General features: G+C 44.9%; 20 protein-coding genes. 9 read left to right on the top strand and 11 right to left on the bottom strand.

The window, feature by feature from the left end:
* The first annotated feature begins 162 nt into the window (after positions 1-162).
* From ACMXYV_RS04590 to ACMXYV_RS04580, 3 genes are read left to right on the top strand one after another with little or no spacing between them, the layout of a single operon-like run.
* A complete protein-coding gene (locus ACMXYV_RS04590; RefSeq protein WP_415890592.1) occupies positions 163-1,572 on the top strand; it encodes a sensor histidine kinase in 1,410 nt (469 codons plus the stop codon).
* Positions 1,565-2,056, top strand: a complete 492-nt coding sequence (locus tag ACMXYV_RS04585) for a hypothetical protein (RefSeq protein WP_415890591.1) — start codon at positions 1,565-1,567, stop codon at positions 2,054-2,056. The genes ACMXYV_RS04590 and ACMXYV_RS04585 overlap by 8 nt, the downstream gene beginning before the upstream one ends.
* Complete coding sequence (locus ACMXYV_RS04580) at positions 2,053-3,372, top strand: sigma 54-interacting transcriptional regulator (protein WP_415890590.1); 1,320 nt, start codon at positions 2,053-2,055, stop codon at positions 3,370-3,372. Before ACMXYV_RS04585 ends, ACMXYV_RS04580 begins: the two co-directional genes overlap by 4 nt.
* A gap of 30 nt (positions 3,373-3,402) precedes the next feature.
* Here the strand turns inward: ACMXYV_RS04580 and ACMXYV_RS04575 are convergent, their stop codons facing one another.
* Positions 3,403-4,053: a class I SAM-dependent methyltransferase gene (locus ACMXYV_RS04575; protein ID WP_415890589.1), complete on the bottom strand. Its 651-nt coding sequence runs from the start codon at positions 4,051-4,053 to the stop codon at positions 3,403-3,405.
* Positions 4,054-4,302: 249 nt separating this feature from the next.
* Here ACMXYV_RS04575 and ACMXYV_RS04570 point away from each other — a divergent pair, with 249 nt between their 5' ends.
* Positions 4,303-5,082 carry a substrate-binding periplasmic protein gene (locus ACMXYV_RS04570; protein ID WP_415890588.1) on the top strand — a complete coding sequence of 260 codons (780 nt, stop codon included), beginning with the start codon at positions 4,303-4,305 and terminating at the stop codon, positions 5,080-5,082.
* A 99-nt stretch (positions 5,083-5,181) separates the two neighbouring features.
* Here the strand turns inward: ACMXYV_RS04570 and ACMXYV_RS04565 are convergent, their stop codons facing one another.
* The 5 genes from ACMXYV_RS04565 to ACMXYV_RS04545 form a co-directional block, all read right to left on the bottom strand.
* A complete protein-coding gene (locus tag ACMXYV_RS04565) occupies positions 5,182-5,718 on the bottom strand; it encodes a DUF3833 domain-containing protein (protein WP_415890587.1) in 537 nt (178 codons plus the stop codon).
* Between the two features lie 86 nt (positions 5,719-5,804).
* Positions 5,805-6,278, bottom strand: a complete 474-nt coding sequence (ybaK, locus tag ACMXYV_RS04560; protein ID WP_415890586.1) for a Cys-tRNA(Pro) deacylase — start codon at positions 6,276-6,278, stop codon at positions 5,805-5,807.
* Positions 6,279-6,314: 36 nt separating this feature from the next.
* Positions 6,315-6,884: a hypothetical protein gene (locus ACMXYV_RS04555; protein ID WP_415890585.1), complete on the bottom strand. Its 570-nt coding sequence runs from the start codon at positions 6,882-6,884 to the stop codon at positions 6,315-6,317.
* Entirely contained in the window at positions 6,884-7,423 is a 540-nt protein-coding gene (locus ACMXYV_RS04550) for a YSC84-related protein (protein WP_415890584.1), read from the bottom strand. The genes ACMXYV_RS04555 and ACMXYV_RS04550 overlap by 1 nt, the downstream gene beginning before the upstream one ends.
* Before the next feature lie 96 nt (positions 7,424-7,519).
* Positions 7,520-7,747, bottom strand: a complete 228-nt coding sequence (locus ACMXYV_RS04545) for a DUF3820 family protein (protein ID WP_415890583.1) — start codon at positions 7,745-7,747, stop codon at positions 7,520-7,522.
* Positions 7,748-7,825: 78 nt separating this feature from the next.
* Between ACMXYV_RS04545 and ACMXYV_RS04540 the strand changes: the two genes are divergently transcribed.
* A complete protein-coding gene (locus tag ACMXYV_RS04540) occupies positions 7,826-8,068 on the top strand; it encodes a Rho-binding antiterminator (RefSeq protein ID WP_415890582.1) in 243 nt (80 codons plus the stop codon).
* Between the two features lie 20 nt (positions 8,069-8,088).
* Positions 8,089-9,969: an MOSC N-terminal beta barrel domain-containing protein gene (locus tag ACMXYV_RS04535; RefSeq protein WP_415890581.1), complete on the top strand. Its 1,881-nt coding sequence runs from the start codon at positions 8,089-8,091 to the stop codon at positions 9,967-9,969.
* Positions 9,970-10,050: 81 nt separating this feature from the next.
* Here the strand turns inward: ACMXYV_RS04535 and ACMXYV_RS04530 are convergent, their stop codons facing one another.
* Positions 10,051-10,455 (bottom strand): phasin family protein, encoded by a 405-nt coding sequence (locus ACMXYV_RS04530; RefSeq protein ID WP_415890580.1) that lies wholly within the window; start codon positions 10,453-10,455, stop codon positions 10,051-10,053.
* A gap of 111 nt (positions 10,456-10,566) precedes the next feature.
* Positions 10,567-11,019, bottom strand: a complete 453-nt coding sequence (locus tag ACMXYV_RS04525) for a YaiI/YqxD family protein (RefSeq protein ID WP_415883818.1) — start codon at positions 11,017-11,019, stop codon at positions 10,567-10,569.
* 295 nt (positions 11,020-11,314) lie between these two features.
* On the opposite strand from ACMXYV_RS04525, the gene ACMXYV_RS04520 reads away from it, so the two are divergent.
* From ACMXYV_RS04520 to ACMXYV_RS04510, 3 genes are all read left to right on the top strand, one after another.
* Positions 11,315-12,472, top strand: a complete 1,158-nt coding sequence (locus ACMXYV_RS04520; RefSeq protein WP_415890579.1) for a methyl-accepting chemotaxis protein — start codon at positions 11,315-11,317, stop codon at positions 12,470-12,472.
* Positions 12,469-13,218, top strand: coding sequence for a hypothetical protein (locus ACMXYV_RS04515; protein WP_415890578.1), 750 nt, complete (start codon positions 12,469-12,471; stop codon positions 13,216-13,218). The genes ACMXYV_RS04520 and ACMXYV_RS04515 overlap by 4 nt, the downstream gene beginning before the upstream one ends.
* A 91-nt stretch (positions 13,219-13,309) precedes the next feature.
* A complete protein-coding gene (locus ACMXYV_RS04510) occupies positions 13,310-13,813 on the top strand; it encodes a TIGR02281 family clan AA aspartic protease (RefSeq protein ID WP_415883815.1) in 504 nt (167 codons plus the stop codon).
* Between the two features lie 16 nt (positions 13,814-13,829).
* On the opposite strand, the gene ACMXYV_RS04505 is transcribed toward ACMXYV_RS04510, so the two are convergent.
* Genes ACMXYV_RS04505 through ACMXYV_RS04495 form a run of 3 tightly spaced genes read right to left on the bottom strand, consistent with a single transcriptional unit; the run spans position 13,830 to position 17,680 of the window.
* The gene (locus ACMXYV_RS04505) at positions 13,830-15,992 is read right to left on the bottom strand and encodes a tRNA(Met) cytidine acetyltransferase TmcA (protein WP_415890577.1); all 2,163 of its coding nucleotides are present in this window, start codon (positions 15,990-15,992) and stop codon (positions 13,830-13,832) included.
* 43 nt (positions 15,993-16,035) lie between these two features.
* Positions 16,036-16,272 carry a TfoX/Sxy family DNA transformation protein gene (locus ACMXYV_RS04500; protein ID WP_415890576.1) on the bottom strand — a complete coding sequence of 79 codons (237 nt, stop codon included), beginning with the start codon at positions 16,270-16,272 and terminating at the stop codon, positions 16,036-16,038.
* 13 nt (positions 16,273-16,285) lie between these two features.
* Positions 16,286-17,680, bottom strand: coding sequence for a GGDEF domain-containing protein (locus tag ACMXYV_RS04495; protein ID WP_415890575.1), 1,395 nt, complete (start codon positions 17,678-17,680; stop codon positions 16,286-16,288).
* Positions 17,681-17,711: the final 31 nt, after the last annotated feature.

Below are 17,711 nucleotides of genomic sequence, written 5' to 3'. Positions count from 1 at the left end.
CCACAAACATAGCCGCCAGCTCTGTTTTGACACGGCCGGTGATCAGGATGATCCCGGCCAGCCCTATAAACCTAACCCATCGATTCAGAATGAATGGAGACTACCCAATTAAGGCGTAATTGATGGATAATACTCATACACTTGTTTAACTATGATTGTTTAATGGCCAAATCGACTCGCCAACCTTGGCGGCTCAGCTCATTGAAGCAGCTGGTACTTCTATCCTTTTTGGTTGTCGTGACACCTTTCGGCATCCTCATTTTTTACGCTACTGATGCTCTTGTAGAACAGTCGGCGCAAGGCCGTGTGCTCGCACAACAAGCTCTAGAAGTTACGCGCAGAGGCCAACAGCTCGAACGATTAGCCGAAGATATCACTCGCTCTGCAAGGCAATACCAGATACTGGCAAAGCCTGAAATTCAAGAACGCTTAAATCAATATTTGTCGGAATACAGGCAAGCACTGATGATCCACAGCTTCCTGCTTAATGAGCAGAATAAAGCTAACGAGATCACTGAATTACTCGAAGGCATTGAACGCGCTCACCCTATAGAGGCTAATTCACTATTCAGCCTCACGCGAGCCGTTAACGAGCAGATTGACCTAGTTTTAGATCAACGCTTACAAGCGCTCAACGAAACCGCACAAACTACGCAAACTAAATTAAGTACCTTGGCAATTGTTCTCCTCGGCTTAGAAGCCCTGTTAATCCTATTTTTCAGTTTTAAAATTATCCGTCCAGTTAACCGGATCGCTGCGCGTTTACAAGCATTAGGTACCGGCGAAGAATATATCGGCGCCAAAGTCGGCGGACCGGATGAGTTAGTTGAGTTAGATCGACAACTTGATTGGTTAACAGAACAACTAGCCGAAGTAGAAAACGAGAAGCAGCGTTTTTTACGCCATATGTCACACGAATTAAAAACCCCATTGACCACACTGCGTGAAGGATCTGACCTTCTAGCAGAACAGGTTATTGGCGAGCTTAATACCAGCCAGCTTGAAGTGGCTAATCTACTGCAGACTAACTCTCGTCAATTGCAGTCTTTGATTGAGCAACTCTTAGACTACAGCCGATTAAATCAGAATGAACCGGTTAACTTCCATCAAGTACATGTATTGCCGGTTATTAACGAAGCGATTGAACCTTATAAGCTATTGCTCGAACAAAAAAAGATGCAGGTACAGCTGCCTCAAGAAGATATCGAATGGTTTACTGACCGAGCAATGCTTATCCGGATTATCGGTAACCTGATATCTAACGCGGCACTCTATGGAAGCTCCAGTGGTCGCTTACTTGTTAGCACCAACGTACACGCAGACCATCTGGTAATAGAAGTGGGTAACGACGGTCCCATCATTCCAGATGAAGATATTCCGCACCTTTTTACACCGTTCTACCAAGGCCAAAATCGACGCATTGGGCCTGTTAAAGGCTCCGGTATCGGATTGAGTATTGTTAGAGATGCCGCTGACTCATTAGGTGCCCACGTCACATTACATAGCAATCTGGATAGCTTTGTCAGCTTCCGCGTCAGCCTGCCAGTTAAAGAGCTTAATACCCATGATTAAATACGCTCCACTCATCTTGTTACTGTTTCTACAAGGGTGCGAATTTGTACCGACAAAATCACCTATGCCTAAACCAGAAGTAACAGAGAAGCCAATCTGTCGCATCAATGAATCACGACTTGACCAGTTACAAGGAATTGAAAGCCGCTTTTTACAAAAGCCTGATCAGCGCAGCAGCATCATGCAGCGAGCTATTCGCAGTAAAGACAGCGCCCTATTAGCTCTACTTCTATCAACACCGCTTTCTTCAACAGAGCAATTACAGCAAGCCAAACGTAATTTCTCTAAAATTGTGCTCTACCCTCATCCATCCTGCCCTGGAGATCGTTACTTAGATATTCGTAACCAGTTCGCAACTGCATTGTTATGGATGCGAGCAGAGCAGGATAATTTGTTAGAAGAGAATCGAAACCTGCAAATTAAAATCGATGCGCTCACCCAAATTGAAACCGATCTAAACAATGAGCGTGAGGTACAGGAATGACTCCTCATATTTTATTGGTAGATGATGATGTTTCTCTACTAAAACTACTTTCAATGCGCTTAGAAGCCAGCGGATTTAAAATCAGTTGTGCAGAGAGCGCTGAACAAGCTCTCGAGATCCTCGATGACCAGATAGATCTAGTCATCACTGATCTTCGCATGGAAGGTATGGATGGCCTTGCCCTTTTCCAGCAACTGCAACAACGCTATCCACAGTTACCAGTCATCATCATTACTGCTCACGGATCGATCCCAGAAGCAGTAACGGCAACTCAACAAGGCGTATTTGGCTTTCTTACCAAACCTATCGACCGAGACCAGCTCTTAGAAACAATTAATGCAGCCCTTGCGGGTACGAGTAGATCCGATAGTACATGGCGTAAAAACATTATCTGCCGCAGCCCGATTATGGAGAGCTTACTTCAGGAAGCAGAACAGATCGCAGGCTCCGATGTTAGTGTGCTCGTAACAGGTCCTAGCGGTAGTGGTAAAGAGCTATTAGCCAACGCTATCCATCAAGCAAGCCCTCGCCATAAAAAACCGTTTATTGCGATTAACTGTGGCGCATTGCCAGAACAACTTTTGGAATCCGAACTGTTTGGTCACGCCAAAGGCGCCTTCACTGGAGCTGTCAGCAAGCACGAAGGGCTTTTCCAAGCAGCCAACGGCGGAACTTTGTTTCTGGATGAGATTGGCGATATGCCGCTATCTCTTCAAGTTAAGCTCTTGCGCGTTCTACAAGAAAGACAAATCCGACCTGTGGGTTCTACCGACACTATTCCTGTCGATGTACGCGTAATCTCTGCCACTCACCGTGACCTGGAAGTGGCGATGCAAGAGCAACAGTTCCGTGAGGATCTGTTCTATCGCCTTAACGTAGTGAATCTTCACTTACCACCGCTTGCAGAACGACCTGAAGATATTCCACCTCTAGCACGCCACTTTGTTGAACAAGCAGCAGCGAAGCATAACCCCAAGGTAAAGAATATCTCCTCAGATGCGCTTCAGGTTCTAGCTCAATCGGCGTGGCCCGGTAATGTCCGCCAATTAGAGAATGTTATCGAGAAAGTAACGGCATTAAGCACAACACCGGTCATATCTGATAGCGCCGTTAATCGAGCTTTGGTCAATCAGGATCAGGTGATCCAGAACTTTAACGACGCCCGTGCTGATTTTGAAAAACGCTACCTCAGAAAGGTATTACAGATTACCGAAGGCAATGTTTCCCAAGCAGCAAAAATAGCGGGAAGAAACCGTACAGATCTCTACAAGCTCTTGAAAAAACACGGTTTAGAAGCTGCGGATTACAAAGTTTAATCAAACAAGGAATACTCTTTGATTAATAGATTAAAGAGCATTCTTGCGCGCGATGATAAACACTTCCATATCTTTATGGCCATAATGCCACTGGCTCTCAATACTAAAGCCAGCGGCTTTAATCTCATCAGCCAATTCCTCTTCCTTGATTACTAAGAGGTCAGGCATTAAGCCAAAACACTTACCCACAGGCACAATCAGTTTAAGAAAGCGCATGTAAGAACCGCCCAGACACCCGGTACTACTCACAAAGACGCCACCGGGTTTTAAGACTCTAGCAGCTTCAGCAATCACCGCTTGCCAGTTGGGAATCAAATGAATCACATTTAAGCCTAAAACTGCATCAACGCTTTCAGCCTGAGCATTAAAATCATGCAATGTCCCTAGATGGAAATCGACATTCTCGACACCTGCTTGATACGCCCTTTCTCTCCCAATCTCCAACATATTCTCGGAGATATCTATAGCATCAATATGCCCAACAAATGGTGCATGATGGATAGCAGTCGTACCTGTACCACAGCCAAACTCAACCACACGCATATCAGAAGAAAAGTAACTTTGCGTTTCCTTTAATTTCTTTTGATACATCGCTTCATTCGGAACCGCTTTCTGCGAATACTTTATAGCAACGCCATCCCAAAACTTGTCCGACTCTAGATTATTCACAGACTTACTCATCTATCCCTTTCCTTTGGGCTATTTAAAACACGACCTTCAAAATAACGTAGATGCCCAACCATGTAAAAGTCAGTGATTTCTAGATCTACCCTAATAGGTTTGATTGCTTAGTAGAAGATGTTCAAATTCTACAAACCTCAAAATTCTCAACTATATTTTATTACTGGATTCACATAGAGGTCGTAAGTGACTTTAGTCAGTTACGACTCATATTTGATCAGTTGTCATATCGAATAGATAGGTATGTATATGCGAGTAAAAGCGTGTTTATTAATCTGCACATTAAGCCTTCCAGCCTTTGCACAAGACGATATAAACATGGACGCGGTTGAGGGTGAACAATTCGATTCCGATTCAGTACATTTATTAACGATGCCCTACCCTCCCTATACGGAGATAATTGACGACAAGATTACCGGCACGTCAGTAGAAAATATCCGTTGTGCTTTTGAAGCAATGCCTGAAAAAGTCGCTATACACGCAAGGCCTTTCAATCGAGCAAAACTGCTTACAAAACAAGGTAAAGCTGACGGTTTCTTTTCAGCATCCCATAAAAAAAGTCGTGATAGTTATGCAACACATTCAGGTGCCATAGAAACCCAGAACTGGACGTTCTTCCAACTGAAGGATTCCCCTTTTGACCCTGAATCTGAAGAGTTTAAACAGAAAGCTGTAACCACCAGCTTTTTGGGATCAAACATGCACAGCTGGCTGCAGAGCAATGGTTATAAAGTTACCGGAAACCCACCCACGAACAGTGAACAACTGCTCTCCATGCTTATACATAAACGGATAGATGCGTTTCTAATGAATGAGCAAGCGATGGATCATGCGATGACTGACAAACAGAGGTCTATGACCAAAAGAACAGTGATTCACAGCCATAACTTAGGTGTCTATTTTGGTCATCATTTCCTAAGGCACAACCCAGGCTTTTTGGAACGGTTTAACAACGCATTAGCTGTGTGTACAAAAGGGAAATTTACTCACCGCTCAGAAGAAGTTTCACCAGCGTACCTTAAAAAGTAGTTCGCCTTTAGCAGCCGTTTTTAAGATAAAAAACCATAGGTATCGGGGCAAGCATTATGTATTCGCCCCGATCTTCCCAATGCAAAAAACAAAGCCAGCCTATTTTTTAACAATCGTTAGTAGCACCTGCCCAACCGAAACTCCAAATTTCTTCATCTTTGACTCGTTCACAATCACGGAAGGTGATACCAGATACATTCTGTCATCTATAGTTAGATCGATAGTTCCATCTTTATAAGGCGCTCTAAGAACATACTGCATAAACAACGCATTGCCACTGACCAGAGCATTTGCTGGCCCAACCACATCATTCGCCTCAGCAATATAGTTGCCCGAACCATCAGGGGTTAGCGTCCAAACCCGGCGTTGTTTTTCACCATCATCAAAAACAAAATCTTCTTCCAATACACCAACACCCTCTCGCCAATAAGCTTTGATGTCGGCATTGAAATGGCGAATCACTTTTCCAGACCAATCTTTGACCACACCATGGGCAGTTAGATCACCATCAAAGAACTCCTCTAACACTAACTCAGGGGATTTATCCTTGTATTCCTCAATATTGATAGAGGAACACCCCGTTAGAAATAGAGGTCCAATAAGAAATAAGCGGAAAAGAAAGTTTTGAACAGTCAACTTGATACTCCATTTACATCAGTAATGATTACTTATGTATACGGGTAAGCTGTGTTTTGGATTGTATAACTAGTAGAAACAGGCTCTCATCGCCCAATAGCTGCCATTTTTCCTGACGTTAGCTTAAGCAAATCCTCTGCTGACATCTCGATCTCTAAACCACGACGGCCTGCACTCATACAGATGGTTTCAAAGTTATCTGCACTTTCATCCAGAATCAGCGGTAAACGTTTCTTTTGGCCTAATGGGCTGATGCCACCCACGACATACCCCGTTGCACGCTCGGCATCTTGCGGGTTTGCCATAGTGACTTTCTTTGCTTTTAGTGCCATAGCCATTGCTTTTAGATCTAACTGACCAGACACAGGTACAACGCCAACAGCCAGCTTTTTGTTGTCGCCACCGATCGCGACTAGGAGGGTTTTGAATACTTGAGCAGGATCTAAACCCAGCGCTTGCGCAGCTTCTTCGCCGTAGGATTCAGCACTCGGATCATGATCATATTCGTGAACGTGATAGGCTACTTTAGCTTTTTTGGCTGCATTGATCGCTGGGGTCATTCTTTATCTACTCATATCGCTCAGGTCGAACAGTGCTTACTTAGCACTGCCGCCCGTTAGGATATCAGCAATATCAATGATGTCGACTACTGTGCCTTCACCTTTGCCCACTTTAATGACTTTATCTTTTAGTTTGATAATTTCAGTCGCCGCATTCCCTTTTGGTAAACGAGATAAAAGATCGTCAGGCAGATATTCAGCGTTATCTCGTAAGTCTTTATCTAGCACTTCGCCACGGGCTACTTTCTTTTGCCAACCAGGAGGGAGTTCACCGCCACGTTCTAACTTTTTCTGTAAACCTTTAGGCAGTTCCTTCATCTTGCCTTTGTATTTACCTGTTCCTGATTTGGCATTTTCGTTGTAATAATCCTTGATGGTCTCTTTCTCTTTATCAGAAAAGAGATCATCCAAAATGGATTTAGTATCACTTACGATGGATTGCTCTTTTTCGTCATCCTTATCTTTGTTTTTATAGCTTTTAGCCGCTTGCTTGGCCTCTTTTTTAGCTTGATGTTTATCCGCGCCTTGCCCTGCCCACTCAGGTTTGGCTGCGTAAGTATTTAAAGCTAATCCACTCATACAAAGTGCTAAAATCAATTTCTTCATCATCTCTTCCTGCTAATTTTCGAGCCTTCTAAGGACAGGTTATACATCAACCCCTTATTAGAAAAGATAAACCCAATAATCGGATCTTTAATCGTGCTGGTATCAATCTCACCACCCGCGCCTACTGTTACAACAGCAACACTGCCATCGACACCCGCTTCCCAACCATCGCTACGCTTAAACTGCTTTAAAGCTTCATCAGTCATAAACAGGATTATCTCTGACTTAATTTGAGCGCCTAATTGAAAGCCAATCGATGCCGCAGTAATGGTGTAATAACCCGTTGTTTTACCTTTTTCTAAAAGCTTACCTTCACCGTATTCACCACCGATGCCTATACCCGCTTTATAAACCTCAGGGAAAACTAAGATCCCTTTGGCTTGCTGGACTAATGCCTGTCCAGCCGAGCTGTGTTGATAAAATCTTTGTAAGGCTTCTGTGGTCTTAGCGTTGATTTCAGCATTGGAGGCTGAGTAAGCATTAAAGCTGAACAGTGCTATCCAACATGCGAATAAAAAAGATGATAATTGTTTGGGCATGAATCCATCCTTAAGCCTATTGAGGTTAACTAAATAATAGTCGCTCGAGGCTATATTGGGATGGATTGTAGAATGGATTGAAAGTAAAAAAGCGAGTTAGGAATAACGGGTGTTTCGTAAAGGCTGCAATACCGATTCTAAGCCATTAATACGAATCTCTAGCATCAGTTCTAACAACGAGCCAAGTTCCCCATTTGGAAAACCTTTCTTGGCAAACCAAAGCAGGTACTCTTCGGGAAGATCAAGCAGTACTCGCCCTTGATACTTACCAAATGGCATCTTCATATTAGCCAGTTTAAGTAGATGACGTTTATCCAGATCCAATGCTTTCCCCTTAACAGCCTGTTATTTACAGCGAGCAAACAGTATTCTGTAGAAAATAATAAATAGTGGGTTTAGGCCATGGCTGACAAGCAAGCGTATCAACCTATCAATTGCGAAATTCATGACGGCTACGAATTAGCCTGTATGCGCAACGCCATCCATCTTGTTGAATGGAAAGAAGATGATACCGCATTTAGCCAGCGCTTACGCTTTCTTGATCTCGAATATACTCCGGAGGGGGAGTTTCTGATTGCCGAAGATCAAGAAGGTAATAACTATAGAGTTCGTTTAGATTCTATCTCTAGCCGCCTACCCTACTAATCCTCTTAAGGGCCGACGACGTGTCAGATATTAAACTCAGTGGTATTAATACTTTCCCCATAAAATCATTAGGCGGTATCAGTTTATCGGATGCTTTTGTAACGGAGAGCGGACTGTCTTTTGACCGACGCTTTATGTTGAGCGATCCAGAAGGCGAGTTATTGTCTGCTCGCCAAGTGCCATCGATGCTGCTTTTCGAAACGGTTTTACGGGAAGATGGTGTAGAGGTGATAGCGCCTGATGGCGATCACTTAAGCTTGCGCTACCCGGACTTTTTCCAAAACTACCGTCAGGTACGTGTTTGGGGAACCGAGATCAACGCTCAACATTGTGGTGAATGGCTAGATGAATGGTTCAGTGAGAAACTGGGCCGTGAATGCCAGCTTCTTTATTTTGGCGAACAATCAGAGCGAGTAACCTCTCGCAGACCCGATAAGCCTGTCGCTTTTGCCGATGGTTATCCTCTACTTGTGATCTCTGAAGCTTCATTGGCTGATCTCAATAGCCGCGCTTCCACACAAGTGAATATGGATCACTTCCGTACCAACCTTGTTGTACAAGGATGTGAAGCTTTTGCAGAAGATAGCTGGAAGCGCATCCGAATTGGTGAAGTAGAATTTGAGATTGTTAAAGATTGCTCTCGTTGCGTACTAACGACTATCGATCCAAAAACTGGACAACCCGTACCTGCAGGTGAGCCAATTAAAACCTTGGCTAACTACCGTAAAGGAGAGGATAACGAAGTTTATTTTGGCCAAAACCTTGTACCTCTTAACGAAGGCCAGATTAAGCAAGGTGATACAGTTGAGGTATTAGAGGTTAAACAGCCTGCTCAATACCCCGATAATGCGCCGGTAATAAGAGATACAAACGACTATAAAAACCAAGAAACGTGGGCCGCAACTCAACAAATCGATTTAGAATGCATCCGCCGCATTGATGAAACACGTGATGTTGTGACCTTCCGCTTTGCAGTACCTCAGGGCCTATCGACAGATTATATCGCAGGTCAGTTTCTAACCTTAATGTTGCCGATCAACGGTGAGACAGTCACCCGCTGTTATACAGTATCCTCTTCACCTTCCCGCGGCGCTGATATCTCAATCACGGTTAAGCGTGTGACCGATGGCATCGCCTCCAATTGGCTGCATGATAATTTACAGGTTGGGGATAAATTACCTGCCCTCGCTCCACAAGGTGAGTTCCACGAAGGCAATACAGGTAACAAACCGCTATTGTTGTTATCTGCCGGTAGCGGTATTACGCCTATGCTTTCGATTGCTCGCGAACTAACCGATCGAAATAGCCAACGCGATATAGTGTTTTATCACCAAGCCAGAACTGAAGCAGATCTCATCTGCGAAGACGAGCTACTTTGGCTAGAGCGCCAAAACCCTAACCTAAAGATCATCTTCAGCTTGAGCCAACCGGATGATGATTGGCAAGGCATTAAAGGCCGTATTAGCCGCCAACAGCTCATTGAGCTAATTCCAGATCTGCCAGAACGTACTGTGATGTGTTGCGGCCCTGAAGGCTTTATGGATCATGCTAAAACCTACTGCCGTCAACTAGGATTAGCGGAGCAACAGTGGTTTGAAGAGAGCTTTGGTGCACCTCCGGGTGTTGATCCAGAAGCAGAAAAGCACAGTGTTCAGCTAACCTTTGGCGAGGTTTCATTTGCCGGTGATAGCCAAACGACATTGCTAGAGCAAGCTGAAGATCAAGGAATCATGATTCCTTCTGGCTGTCGTGCGGGTGTATGTGGCGCATGTAAAGTGACCTTAGTGTCAGGTCAAGCGCATCGCCAGTCGGAAATTCCGTTATCTGAAGATGAGAAAGCTCGAGGTGTGGTTCTAGCGTGTAGCTGTACACCAGAAACAGATGTCGTGATTGAGGTTTAATTTAAAACACTAAATAGCAGACACAAAAAAGCCGATGCCCTTCTCTACATCGGCTTTTTATTATTCAGTATGAAACTGAAATTAAGCTACTTTAAGATCAGCAACTTTTTTAGCAGTTTCTTCAGCCATTTCAGTCGCTTTTTTAGCAGACTCTTCAACAGTAGAAACGTAAGCATCTTTAGCAATTGTCATTGCTGCAACACTTTTCTCAGCAGTTTCAGCAGTTTTAGCTTCAACAGACTTGTAGAACTGAACCTGAAGATCAAGAGCAGCTTTAGGGTCTTTGCACTCGCATAGAGTTTTGAACTGTTCAACAGAAGCGTTAGCTAGTTCTTCAACGTATGCTTTCTGAAGAGCAACCAAAGTTTCAACAGTTTTAGTGTTAACGTCTACTAGAGACTGAACTGGTTTGAATAGCTCAGCGATTTCGTTAGATAGTAGTTCTGGCTTCATGAAATCAGCGAAAGGGTTATTAGCAGCGTACATAATTTTGTCTCCAAAAGTTTCCGTTGCTGCGGTGCAGCAATCCATTTACAGCAAAGATAAATCTTGTACGTTTTTTAGTCAAGAACTTTTTTTGTGCAGTGCACAAAAAAATTACTTTTTAAGGTTTTTTGCTAAAAAACGGTCCAGAGAATTCGCAAACGCTTGGCGATCAGCCTGACTAAAAGCAGACGGTCCACCAGTCTCTACACCCGAGCTTCGCAGGGTTTCCATAAAATCTCGCATAGATAACCGCTGACGAATATTTTCCGGTGTATAAAGTTCGCCGCGAGGATTTATAGCCACACCCTTGTTATCAATCACTTCTGAAGCCAATGGGATATCTTGCGTTACCACCAGATCCCCCTCTTCCATTTTGGCCACGATATGATTGTCCGCTACATCAAAGCCCTGCGGAACTTGCACAGCATTAATGAGTGGTGAAGGCGGTGTACTTAAGAATTGATTTGCCACCAGCGTTACAGGCACCTGTTTACGTTCGGCAGCCCGAAACAAAATCTCTTTGATTACCTTGGGACAGGCATCGGCATCAACCCAAATGTGCATAAACCCTCTCTTTTCTTTTAGCATAAAGCCCAATTATGACAGTTATTCTACATCGCTATAGCAACTTTAGCCGATAGAAAATAAAACTCTTTTACACAATTTCGATTAAAAGATAACGCTCCAGAATAAAGCCTCCGCACTATCGCAGTGCACAAAGATGTATTAAATCCGTGCGTTTTAAAATTAGCCATCTCTCTCTAACGCAACAATACCGGGCATTAGAGTATCCCCATCAAACATCTGGCTTAAGTTTTGCTAAATCTACAGATAATAGATTTTTATGGGGAGCACTAAGATGCTGCTACTAACATTTGGCTACAGTGTTTTGAGCCGCAGTTCGTTACTCACTTCAGGCATATTACTGTTGTTGGGTTGGTTACTCACAATAGCCATCTTGGTAAACGGTTATATAGAAGCATTGTGGTTATTGATCCCACTGGGCTACTTCCAGCTCAGCTATATTCTGCTGAGCCAACGTCGCTGGCATAACCTGTCTCTAGTGATAGAAGCATTCTCGCAAAAGCAAATGCAGTTCCGTACACGACATACCAGTTCAGACAAACCACTTAGAGACGCTGCACAAAACCTGTATGGTTTTGCCCGTGACTATGAAGAGCTGAATACCTTAACCGATCAGCTGTGCAACGAGATGAAGTTCTCTACCCATGAGTTAGAGAACTTAGCTAAGCACACGGCTCATGCCGCATCAGAACAGCAAAATCAGCTCTTAACGGTTGCCAGTGCGTCAGAAGAGATGAGCCAAACCGTACAGCTGATTAGAGATCATGTGCATAACACTCAAAACAGTGCCGAAGACTCGCAGACCTTATGCAATAAAGGGACTCATCAAGCCTCTGATTTAAGCCAAGCGATTAGCGGTGTTCGAAATCAGTTTACTGATACCTGCACCAAAATTTCCCAGCTATCTGAAGAAGCTGAAGCGATTCAATCTTTCGTTAGTACAATCGAAGAAGTTGCAGCACAAACCAACTTATTGGCACTGAATGCAGCGATCGAGGCAGCACGTGCAGGTGAAGCAGGACGAGGCTTCGCAGTTGTAGCAGATGAAGTACGCCAGTTAGCCGGTAATACTGAAAAAGCGACTGGAGACATTACCCTGCTGGTTAACTCCATGCTTACACGTGTGAATGAAGTCACCGAAAGCATGAACCGCAGCGAACAGGAATTACAAACGGGTTCACAAACTTGTGAAGAGATGCACAACCTTCTTCAGCAAATCGAATCTGGTAGCGAACGCAGCCTTGAACTTATTCAGGAGGTTAACTTCTCCATCGACGAGCATGCGTCTGCTAGTAACGAGTTGAGCGAGAAACTTACCGATATAGGCAACATTCTTCAGCACCACAGCGAACAAGCACATTCCCTAACAGAGCTTACCGGCTATCTAGAAGCCCTCGCGCTTAAAGCAGCCAATAAGGAGGTGACATCATGATAGAGATTAGCCTTGTACTGTTTCTTTTCGTTCTGATTGGCTTAGCCAGTTGGTATAACCGCCGTAGATTACGTAAAAAGCGCCGTGAGAAAACTCTCCGCGGAATTGAACAACTAAGTTCACTACTAAACCTCATCCAAAGCCTGCAGCGCCACCGCGGTATCTGCGCAAATTTGGATAGCACTAACCAATCACAGCAGCGCCAGCTAAGTAATGAGATCAACTACCTATGGCGGCCTCTACTTGATAAAGGCTACGGCGGCAATGTGAAGCGAGTTAACCTGCAGTTTACTAAGTGGAAGCAGATTGAAGCGGAGCCAGCTGGCAGCTTTATGGAACACTGTGAACTGATCGAAAAACTGCTCCACGAACTCACCGTTATCGCAGATATCTGCTCGCTAACCGCTAGCAATAATGATCATAACGGCGAAGAGCTATGGCAAAACTTACTTCGCCGCCCTCACTTTGCAGAATCTCTTGCGCGCTTACGCGGCTTGGGTAACAAAGCAGCTAACTTAGGCCACTGCCCTGCAGCGGTAAGAGTGCAGTTGCAGTACCTTTTGGTGAACATGCGCGATAATGAGCTATGTGATCCTGCCATTCGCGATATCGACCGACTAGTCACCCAGGAGATACTTGAACCCGAAGAGATCAAGATCGAACCACGAGTTTACTTTAGCCATCTGACCCAAGCGATTGATCAACAGATCCAACTAACTCGAGACCATCTACAGCAACTGAGTTAATGCACTAATTAAGGATTGAATTAATCGAGGTTCTATTCTGCAAGCGAGTTCCTTACAATAAATTAACATCGATTAATTTTTGTGGGGCTGGATGGAATCTCAACACACACCAAAACGTATTGGCCAAGGAATGTGGGCAGTCGCATGGGTCCTGTTTTTAGGGATGTTGTGGCTGTTCTTTGAAGAGCAGGTTAACGACAAATACAATCCCAACCGTAATCTCGTCACCAGCGGCAGTAACGAAGTGGTACTGCAGCAAAACAGAGCGGGACACTACGTTGCACCAGGAGAGATCAACGGCCAACCGGTTATCTTTCTCTTGGATACCGGCGCGACCAATATCAGCGTGCCGCAAGAAGTGGCCGACCGCATTGGTCTTAGACCAGGGTTAAAGCGTCAGGTAGATACCGCAAATGGCGTGATTGATGTATATAACACTGAGCTAAATACCGTCACCCTTGGTGGGATTAGCATGCAAAACGTCCGCGGGCATATTAATCCACACATGGACGGCGAAACTGTCTTACTCGGGATGAGCTTTATGAAATACCTAGAGATCATTCAGAAAGGAAACACCCTCACACTTAGGCGCTAACCCGCGCCTAAGTTCGTTATGAAAGCTTATCTAACAACAACGCCGTAATCGATTTAAGCTGGCGCATCATCTGCTTACGCCCCTGCCCTTTGACTTCCAACTGTTCCCAGCTTTTTTGCTGTAAGTTACGCTCGATAAGCAGGGTAAATTCTTCATTTTCGAGCAACATTTCAAGTTGCTTATCTTCCACCTGATCCAAAAACTGTAATAGCAGCTTATGGATAGCAAAAGCACAACCTTCATAATTTCGGTTATGCTCAGCAAACGCGACCAGATCAGATTGGTCGTGAGGGGTTAACTCTGGAAGATAGCCACCATGTTGCAACAAACGGCACACCACAGACAGGTCGAGATCAACCAAGTCATCACTCAAGCGATAATTAAGTTGCTCAATAAAGCGCTGCCTCAGTTGTTTCTCTAGGCTCTGCCCCTGCTCAGTTAAAGGTGATAAAACTAATGCTGCGTGGCAACCACTGACACTGTCACGAGTAGACCCCATGCGTACGGTATCAAAACCACAGTGCTGCCAAAAACTAATCAGCTCTGCACTGGCTGCAAAACTAGCACCTAAGTAATCCCAACCTGCAGACTTCGCACTGTCAGATACAGAGGATAACAGTGCTCTACCTAAACCTTTATGCTGTAGGGCTGGATGAATCGCTATACGCATAATCCGACCCGCCTTAAGTAAAGCGGCGTCCTTTGCACCTTCTTGTCCAACCAGCGTTTGCGGTAACAGATGGCCACGAGGACGACGTTTACCCGACCAGATATCATCGACTAATTCCTCAGGCAGAGGACCTTCCTCGGCCACCAACGCAGCACCAGCTACTTGGCCATCGACCTTCATTAGCCAGATATGTAAATTAGGGCTATCTAAAAGCACCCTTAAATCACCAGGCGATGTACGATAGTGAGCCAACACTAACAAACCAAATAGCTGGGTTAAGGTCTGATAATCTTCCGCAAGCTGATCACGATCCAACTTCTCTATCTGACAGTCTGAGATAGACTGACATGTACGTTTGAGATCTTCTGCCGCAGCAGGTTCGGCATTGAGTAACAGCAGATTAAAGGTCAGTTGTTCCAGCGGGTCATTGCTAGCCCAACGGATCGGCTGATTCAGATGAAGCGATTTTGCATTGGGCGCATGCTTTTCTAGTACTTGCTTAAAACGAACCGCAAAACCCTGCCCAGTGCCTTCGTAACCATGAATAGTGGAAGCAAAAGCAATACGAGGGAAACGCTGCAGTAACTTACTTAATACAGGTACCGGAATCGCTGCGGCTTCATCCACCAGTAGCACTTGCCCTTCGCCTTGTTCTTGCAACGCTTGCTCTGGGGGCACGTAACGGATGCAATGATCTGAATGACACAATTTACCCAGTTGATAGTCATAATCAGGCAGTAATTGATGGGCCATGCTAAAGACTTCATCAACCGATGACTGTTCAGGTGCGGTTACTAAGATATCTTCGAAATCTAAGCCTGATAACTGTGCCGCTGCGATACCTAAAGCAACAGACTTACCACGACCTCTATCCGCCGTAATCACTGCTGGACGTCGACCACGACGAAACTGAGATAGGATCAATTCCACAGCTTGTTGCTGATCTTTGGTTTTACTCGGCAACACCACATTATCATCTGGCTGATCCGCCAATGCTGCGGAGCTTGGCAGCTCGGCTTCAACACCTGCGAGCGCTTGCCCCTCTCGACACACCAGCGTATAGGCATCATCTTCTAAGATCATCGCTAGACGCGAGATAAATCGACGACCAGCATCGGAAGAGCAATAAGGGTGCGCGACTAAGCTTTGATGTTCGGGATCATCAAACTCGGCCCAATGATCTAGATCGGGGCAGAGTAAAACCATCACTCCACCGCCGCTTAAAGTACCGGAGATCTGACCAAAGGCATTGGGATTAAAACCGGACCAGGCATCAAAGATCACCGCTGAGAGCGACTGGCCTAATAACTGATGACATTGAGTGGCACGCACAGACTGCGCTTTCACCGGCGAGTGATCACTGACCCACAACCATTCAGCTTCACAACGCAGTTCTCTTGCTTGTTCGTAACACCACTCTTGATTACCACTCACCACCAGTAATCGACGATGCTGTTGTGCCTGTGCATCGTTAAGCAATCGAGAGTACAAGGTTGTTAGAGCAGTCATCAATCAATCCCTTTCAGCTAGGTGGGTCTGTTACCAATGAGCTTTACGAGTCTTTTAGAAGTTTACGAAGTTCATCTTTTCGTTCAGGCGAGAGATCACGGCAATCAAAATCCTCTAAGGCACCAACCAGCGCCCACAACAGATTGATACTGACCTTACCGCCACGCATAGCGCTAATCATCTTATAAGTAGCTATTGGCCCGACTTGTTCTAGATCAGCTAAGGTGTAGATTTCGATCTCTGCCAGCCATCGACGACTGACCGGCCCGATATTTCGCATCAGGCCTATCGACCTATACGTTATAAGTTAATGGGGGCTCTTTTAAACCATCCACAAACGCATGGAACTGGTTACCGCCTTTCGCTTCAGCTTCTTGAAGCTGCTGTTTAGCAAGTTCCAACAGGTATTCAGGGGTAAGCAAGCGAGACGGTTGCATCGTCGCTACACCAATACTTAGGGTAACAACCTTATCAACCGGTGATGCTTGATGAGGAATAGCATGGTCGTAAATCGTTTCGCAGCAACGTTCAGCTAGCTGGATAACCAACTCATTAGTGGAAGGTAGGATAAAGGCGAAAAGATGATCATCGATACGTGCAATCATATCGCCCGGACGACCAACAGAATTTTTAAGCACACTAGAGACTTCTTGAAGCATCACCTGCGCTGCCTCAACACCATATTCATCACTGAATTCTTTAAAGCTATCAATCTTCAATAGCATCATGGTGAGTGGCGAGAACTCACGTACCGCGCGGCGACATTCAACATCCAAAGCTTCATCAAAATGCAGTTTGTTGACCAAGCCTGTTAGAGGATCAGACCAACTTGTTTCTGCGATCTGTTCAGTCAAATTAGCTTGCTCAGTACGTAGCGTTTTAACATGACGGCCGACACGTTTTAGGTAAGAAGCCACCAAGAAAGAAAGCAGTAGGCCAGTCATCAAAAACAGTGCAGGGGTAAAACTCATACCTGCAGCAATACGCTCTTCAGTGGCAGTAATATCTAAATTCCATTTCTGATCTAGTAACTGAACAGAACTAGAAAGCATCGCATCTAGGGCAAGTGAAGTGTGATCGTGCGCGAGGATCACCTGCTTGTTCGCATCTGTCAGGGTAAATTGAACTTCACCTAATGCCTCTTGAAGTTGGCTCTGCTGCAACACAGAGTTAAGCGAGATAATACCTGCCAGTTCGGCATTGTCAGCTTGAGCTGAAACCAATGCGTAGGTTTCTTGCTCGATTGTCAGCGTCTTTACCCGTTCTGAGGAAAGGCCAATTAACGCCTCAGAAACTTCAGAACGGTTAAAAATAAAATCGGTAGTAGAGTCAGCTATACGAAGCGAGATTTCACCATTTTCGATAGCCATCCCTTTCAAAGCGGTATGACGACTAAACAAACTATTAATCGTTTGCTGAAGTCGTGCTTGGTCGACCGTCTGATCTAACTGATAAACGGCCTGCAAGGTTTCTAGAGAGTATGTATTCTGAGTTAATGATTGCTGGAACGATGCTGCCCCTTGGGTCATCTCAACCTGAAACTGTTGAATGGACGCATCACGCTCCTGCTTGAACATAAATAGAAAAATCAGCAGCGAAAATAGTGCGCCGCAGATCGCAAAAATAATCGATAAATCGATCTTTTTTCTATTCGTTTGTTGTGGGCTAGCAGCGTCTGAAGCAGACATTAAAAAACTCCGAATAATCAATCAGTAACAA

It is taken from the genome of Neptuniibacter sp. SY11_33 (assembly GCF_047778025.1).
Classification (GTDB): Bacteria; Pseudomonadota; Gammaproteobacteria; order Pseudomonadales; family Balneatricaceae; genus Neptuniibacter.
This window is presented reverse-complemented; position numbering and strand designations above follow the sequence as displayed.

Coding starts and splice junctions, on each gene's coding strand:
- ACMXYV_RS04590 (WP_415890592.1), top strand. CDS start 163: ATGGCCAAATCGACTCGCCAACCTTGGCGGCTCAGCTCATTGAAGCAG.
- ACMXYV_RS04585 (WP_415890591.1), top strand. CDS start 1,565: ATGATTAAATACGCTCCACTCATCTTGTTACTGTTTCTACAAGGGTGC.
- ACMXYV_RS04580 (WP_415890590.1), top strand. CDS start 2,053: ATGACTCCTCATATTTTATTGGTAGATGATGATGTTTCTCTACTAAAA.
- ACMXYV_RS04575 (WP_415890589.1), bottom strand. CDS start 4,053: ATGAGTAAGTCTGTGAATAATCTAGAGTCGGACAAGTTTTGGGATGGC.
- ACMXYV_RS04570 (WP_415890588.1), top strand. CDS start 4,303: ATGCGAGTAAAAGCGTGTTTATTAATCTGCACATTAAGCCTTCCAGCC.
- ybaK (WP_415890586.1), bottom strand. CDS start 6,278: ATGACCCCAGCGATCAATGCAGCCAAAAAAGCTAAAGTAGCCTATCAC.
- ACMXYV_RS04555 (WP_415890585.1), bottom strand. CDS start 6,884: ATGAAGAAATTGATTTTAGCACTTTGTATGAGTGGATTAGCTTTAAAT.
- ACMXYV_RS04550 (WP_415890584.1), bottom strand. CDS start 7,423: ATGCCCAAACAATTATCATCTTTTTTATTCGCATGTTGGATAGCACTG.
- ACMXYV_RS04540 (WP_415890582.1), top strand. CDS start 7,826: ATGGCTGACAAGCAAGCGTATCAACCTATCAATTGCGAAATTCATGAC.
- ACMXYV_RS04530 (WP_415890580.1), bottom strand. CDS start 10,455: ATGTACGCTGCTAATAACCCTTTCGCTGATTTCATGAAGCCAGAACTA.
- ACMXYV_RS04525 (WP_415883818.1), bottom strand. CDS start 11,019: ATGCACATTTGGGTTGATGCCGATGCCTGTCCCAAGGTAATCAAAGAG.
- ACMXYV_RS04520 (WP_415890579.1), top strand. CDS start 11,315: ATGCTGCTACTAACATTTGGCTACAGTGTTTTGAGCCGCAGTTCGTTA.
- ACMXYV_RS04515 (WP_415890578.1), top strand. CDS start 12,469: ATGATAGAGATTAGCCTTGTACTGTTTCTTTTCGTTCTGATTGGCTTA.
- ACMXYV_RS04510 (WP_415883815.1), top strand. CDS start 13,310: ATGGAATCTCAACACACACCAAAACGTATTGGCCAAGGAATGTGGGCA.
- ACMXYV_RS04505 (WP_415890577.1), bottom strand. CDS start 15,992: ATGACTGCTCTAACAACCTTGTACTCTCGATTGCTTAACGATGCACAG.
- ACMXYV_RS04500 (WP_415890576.1), bottom strand. CDS start 16,272: ATGCGAAATATCGGGCCGGTCAGTCGTCGATGGCTGGCAGAGATCGAA.
- ACMXYV_RS04495 (WP_415890575.1), bottom strand. CDS start 17,680: ATGTCTGCTTCAGACGCTGCTAGCCCACAACAAACGAATAGAAAAAAG.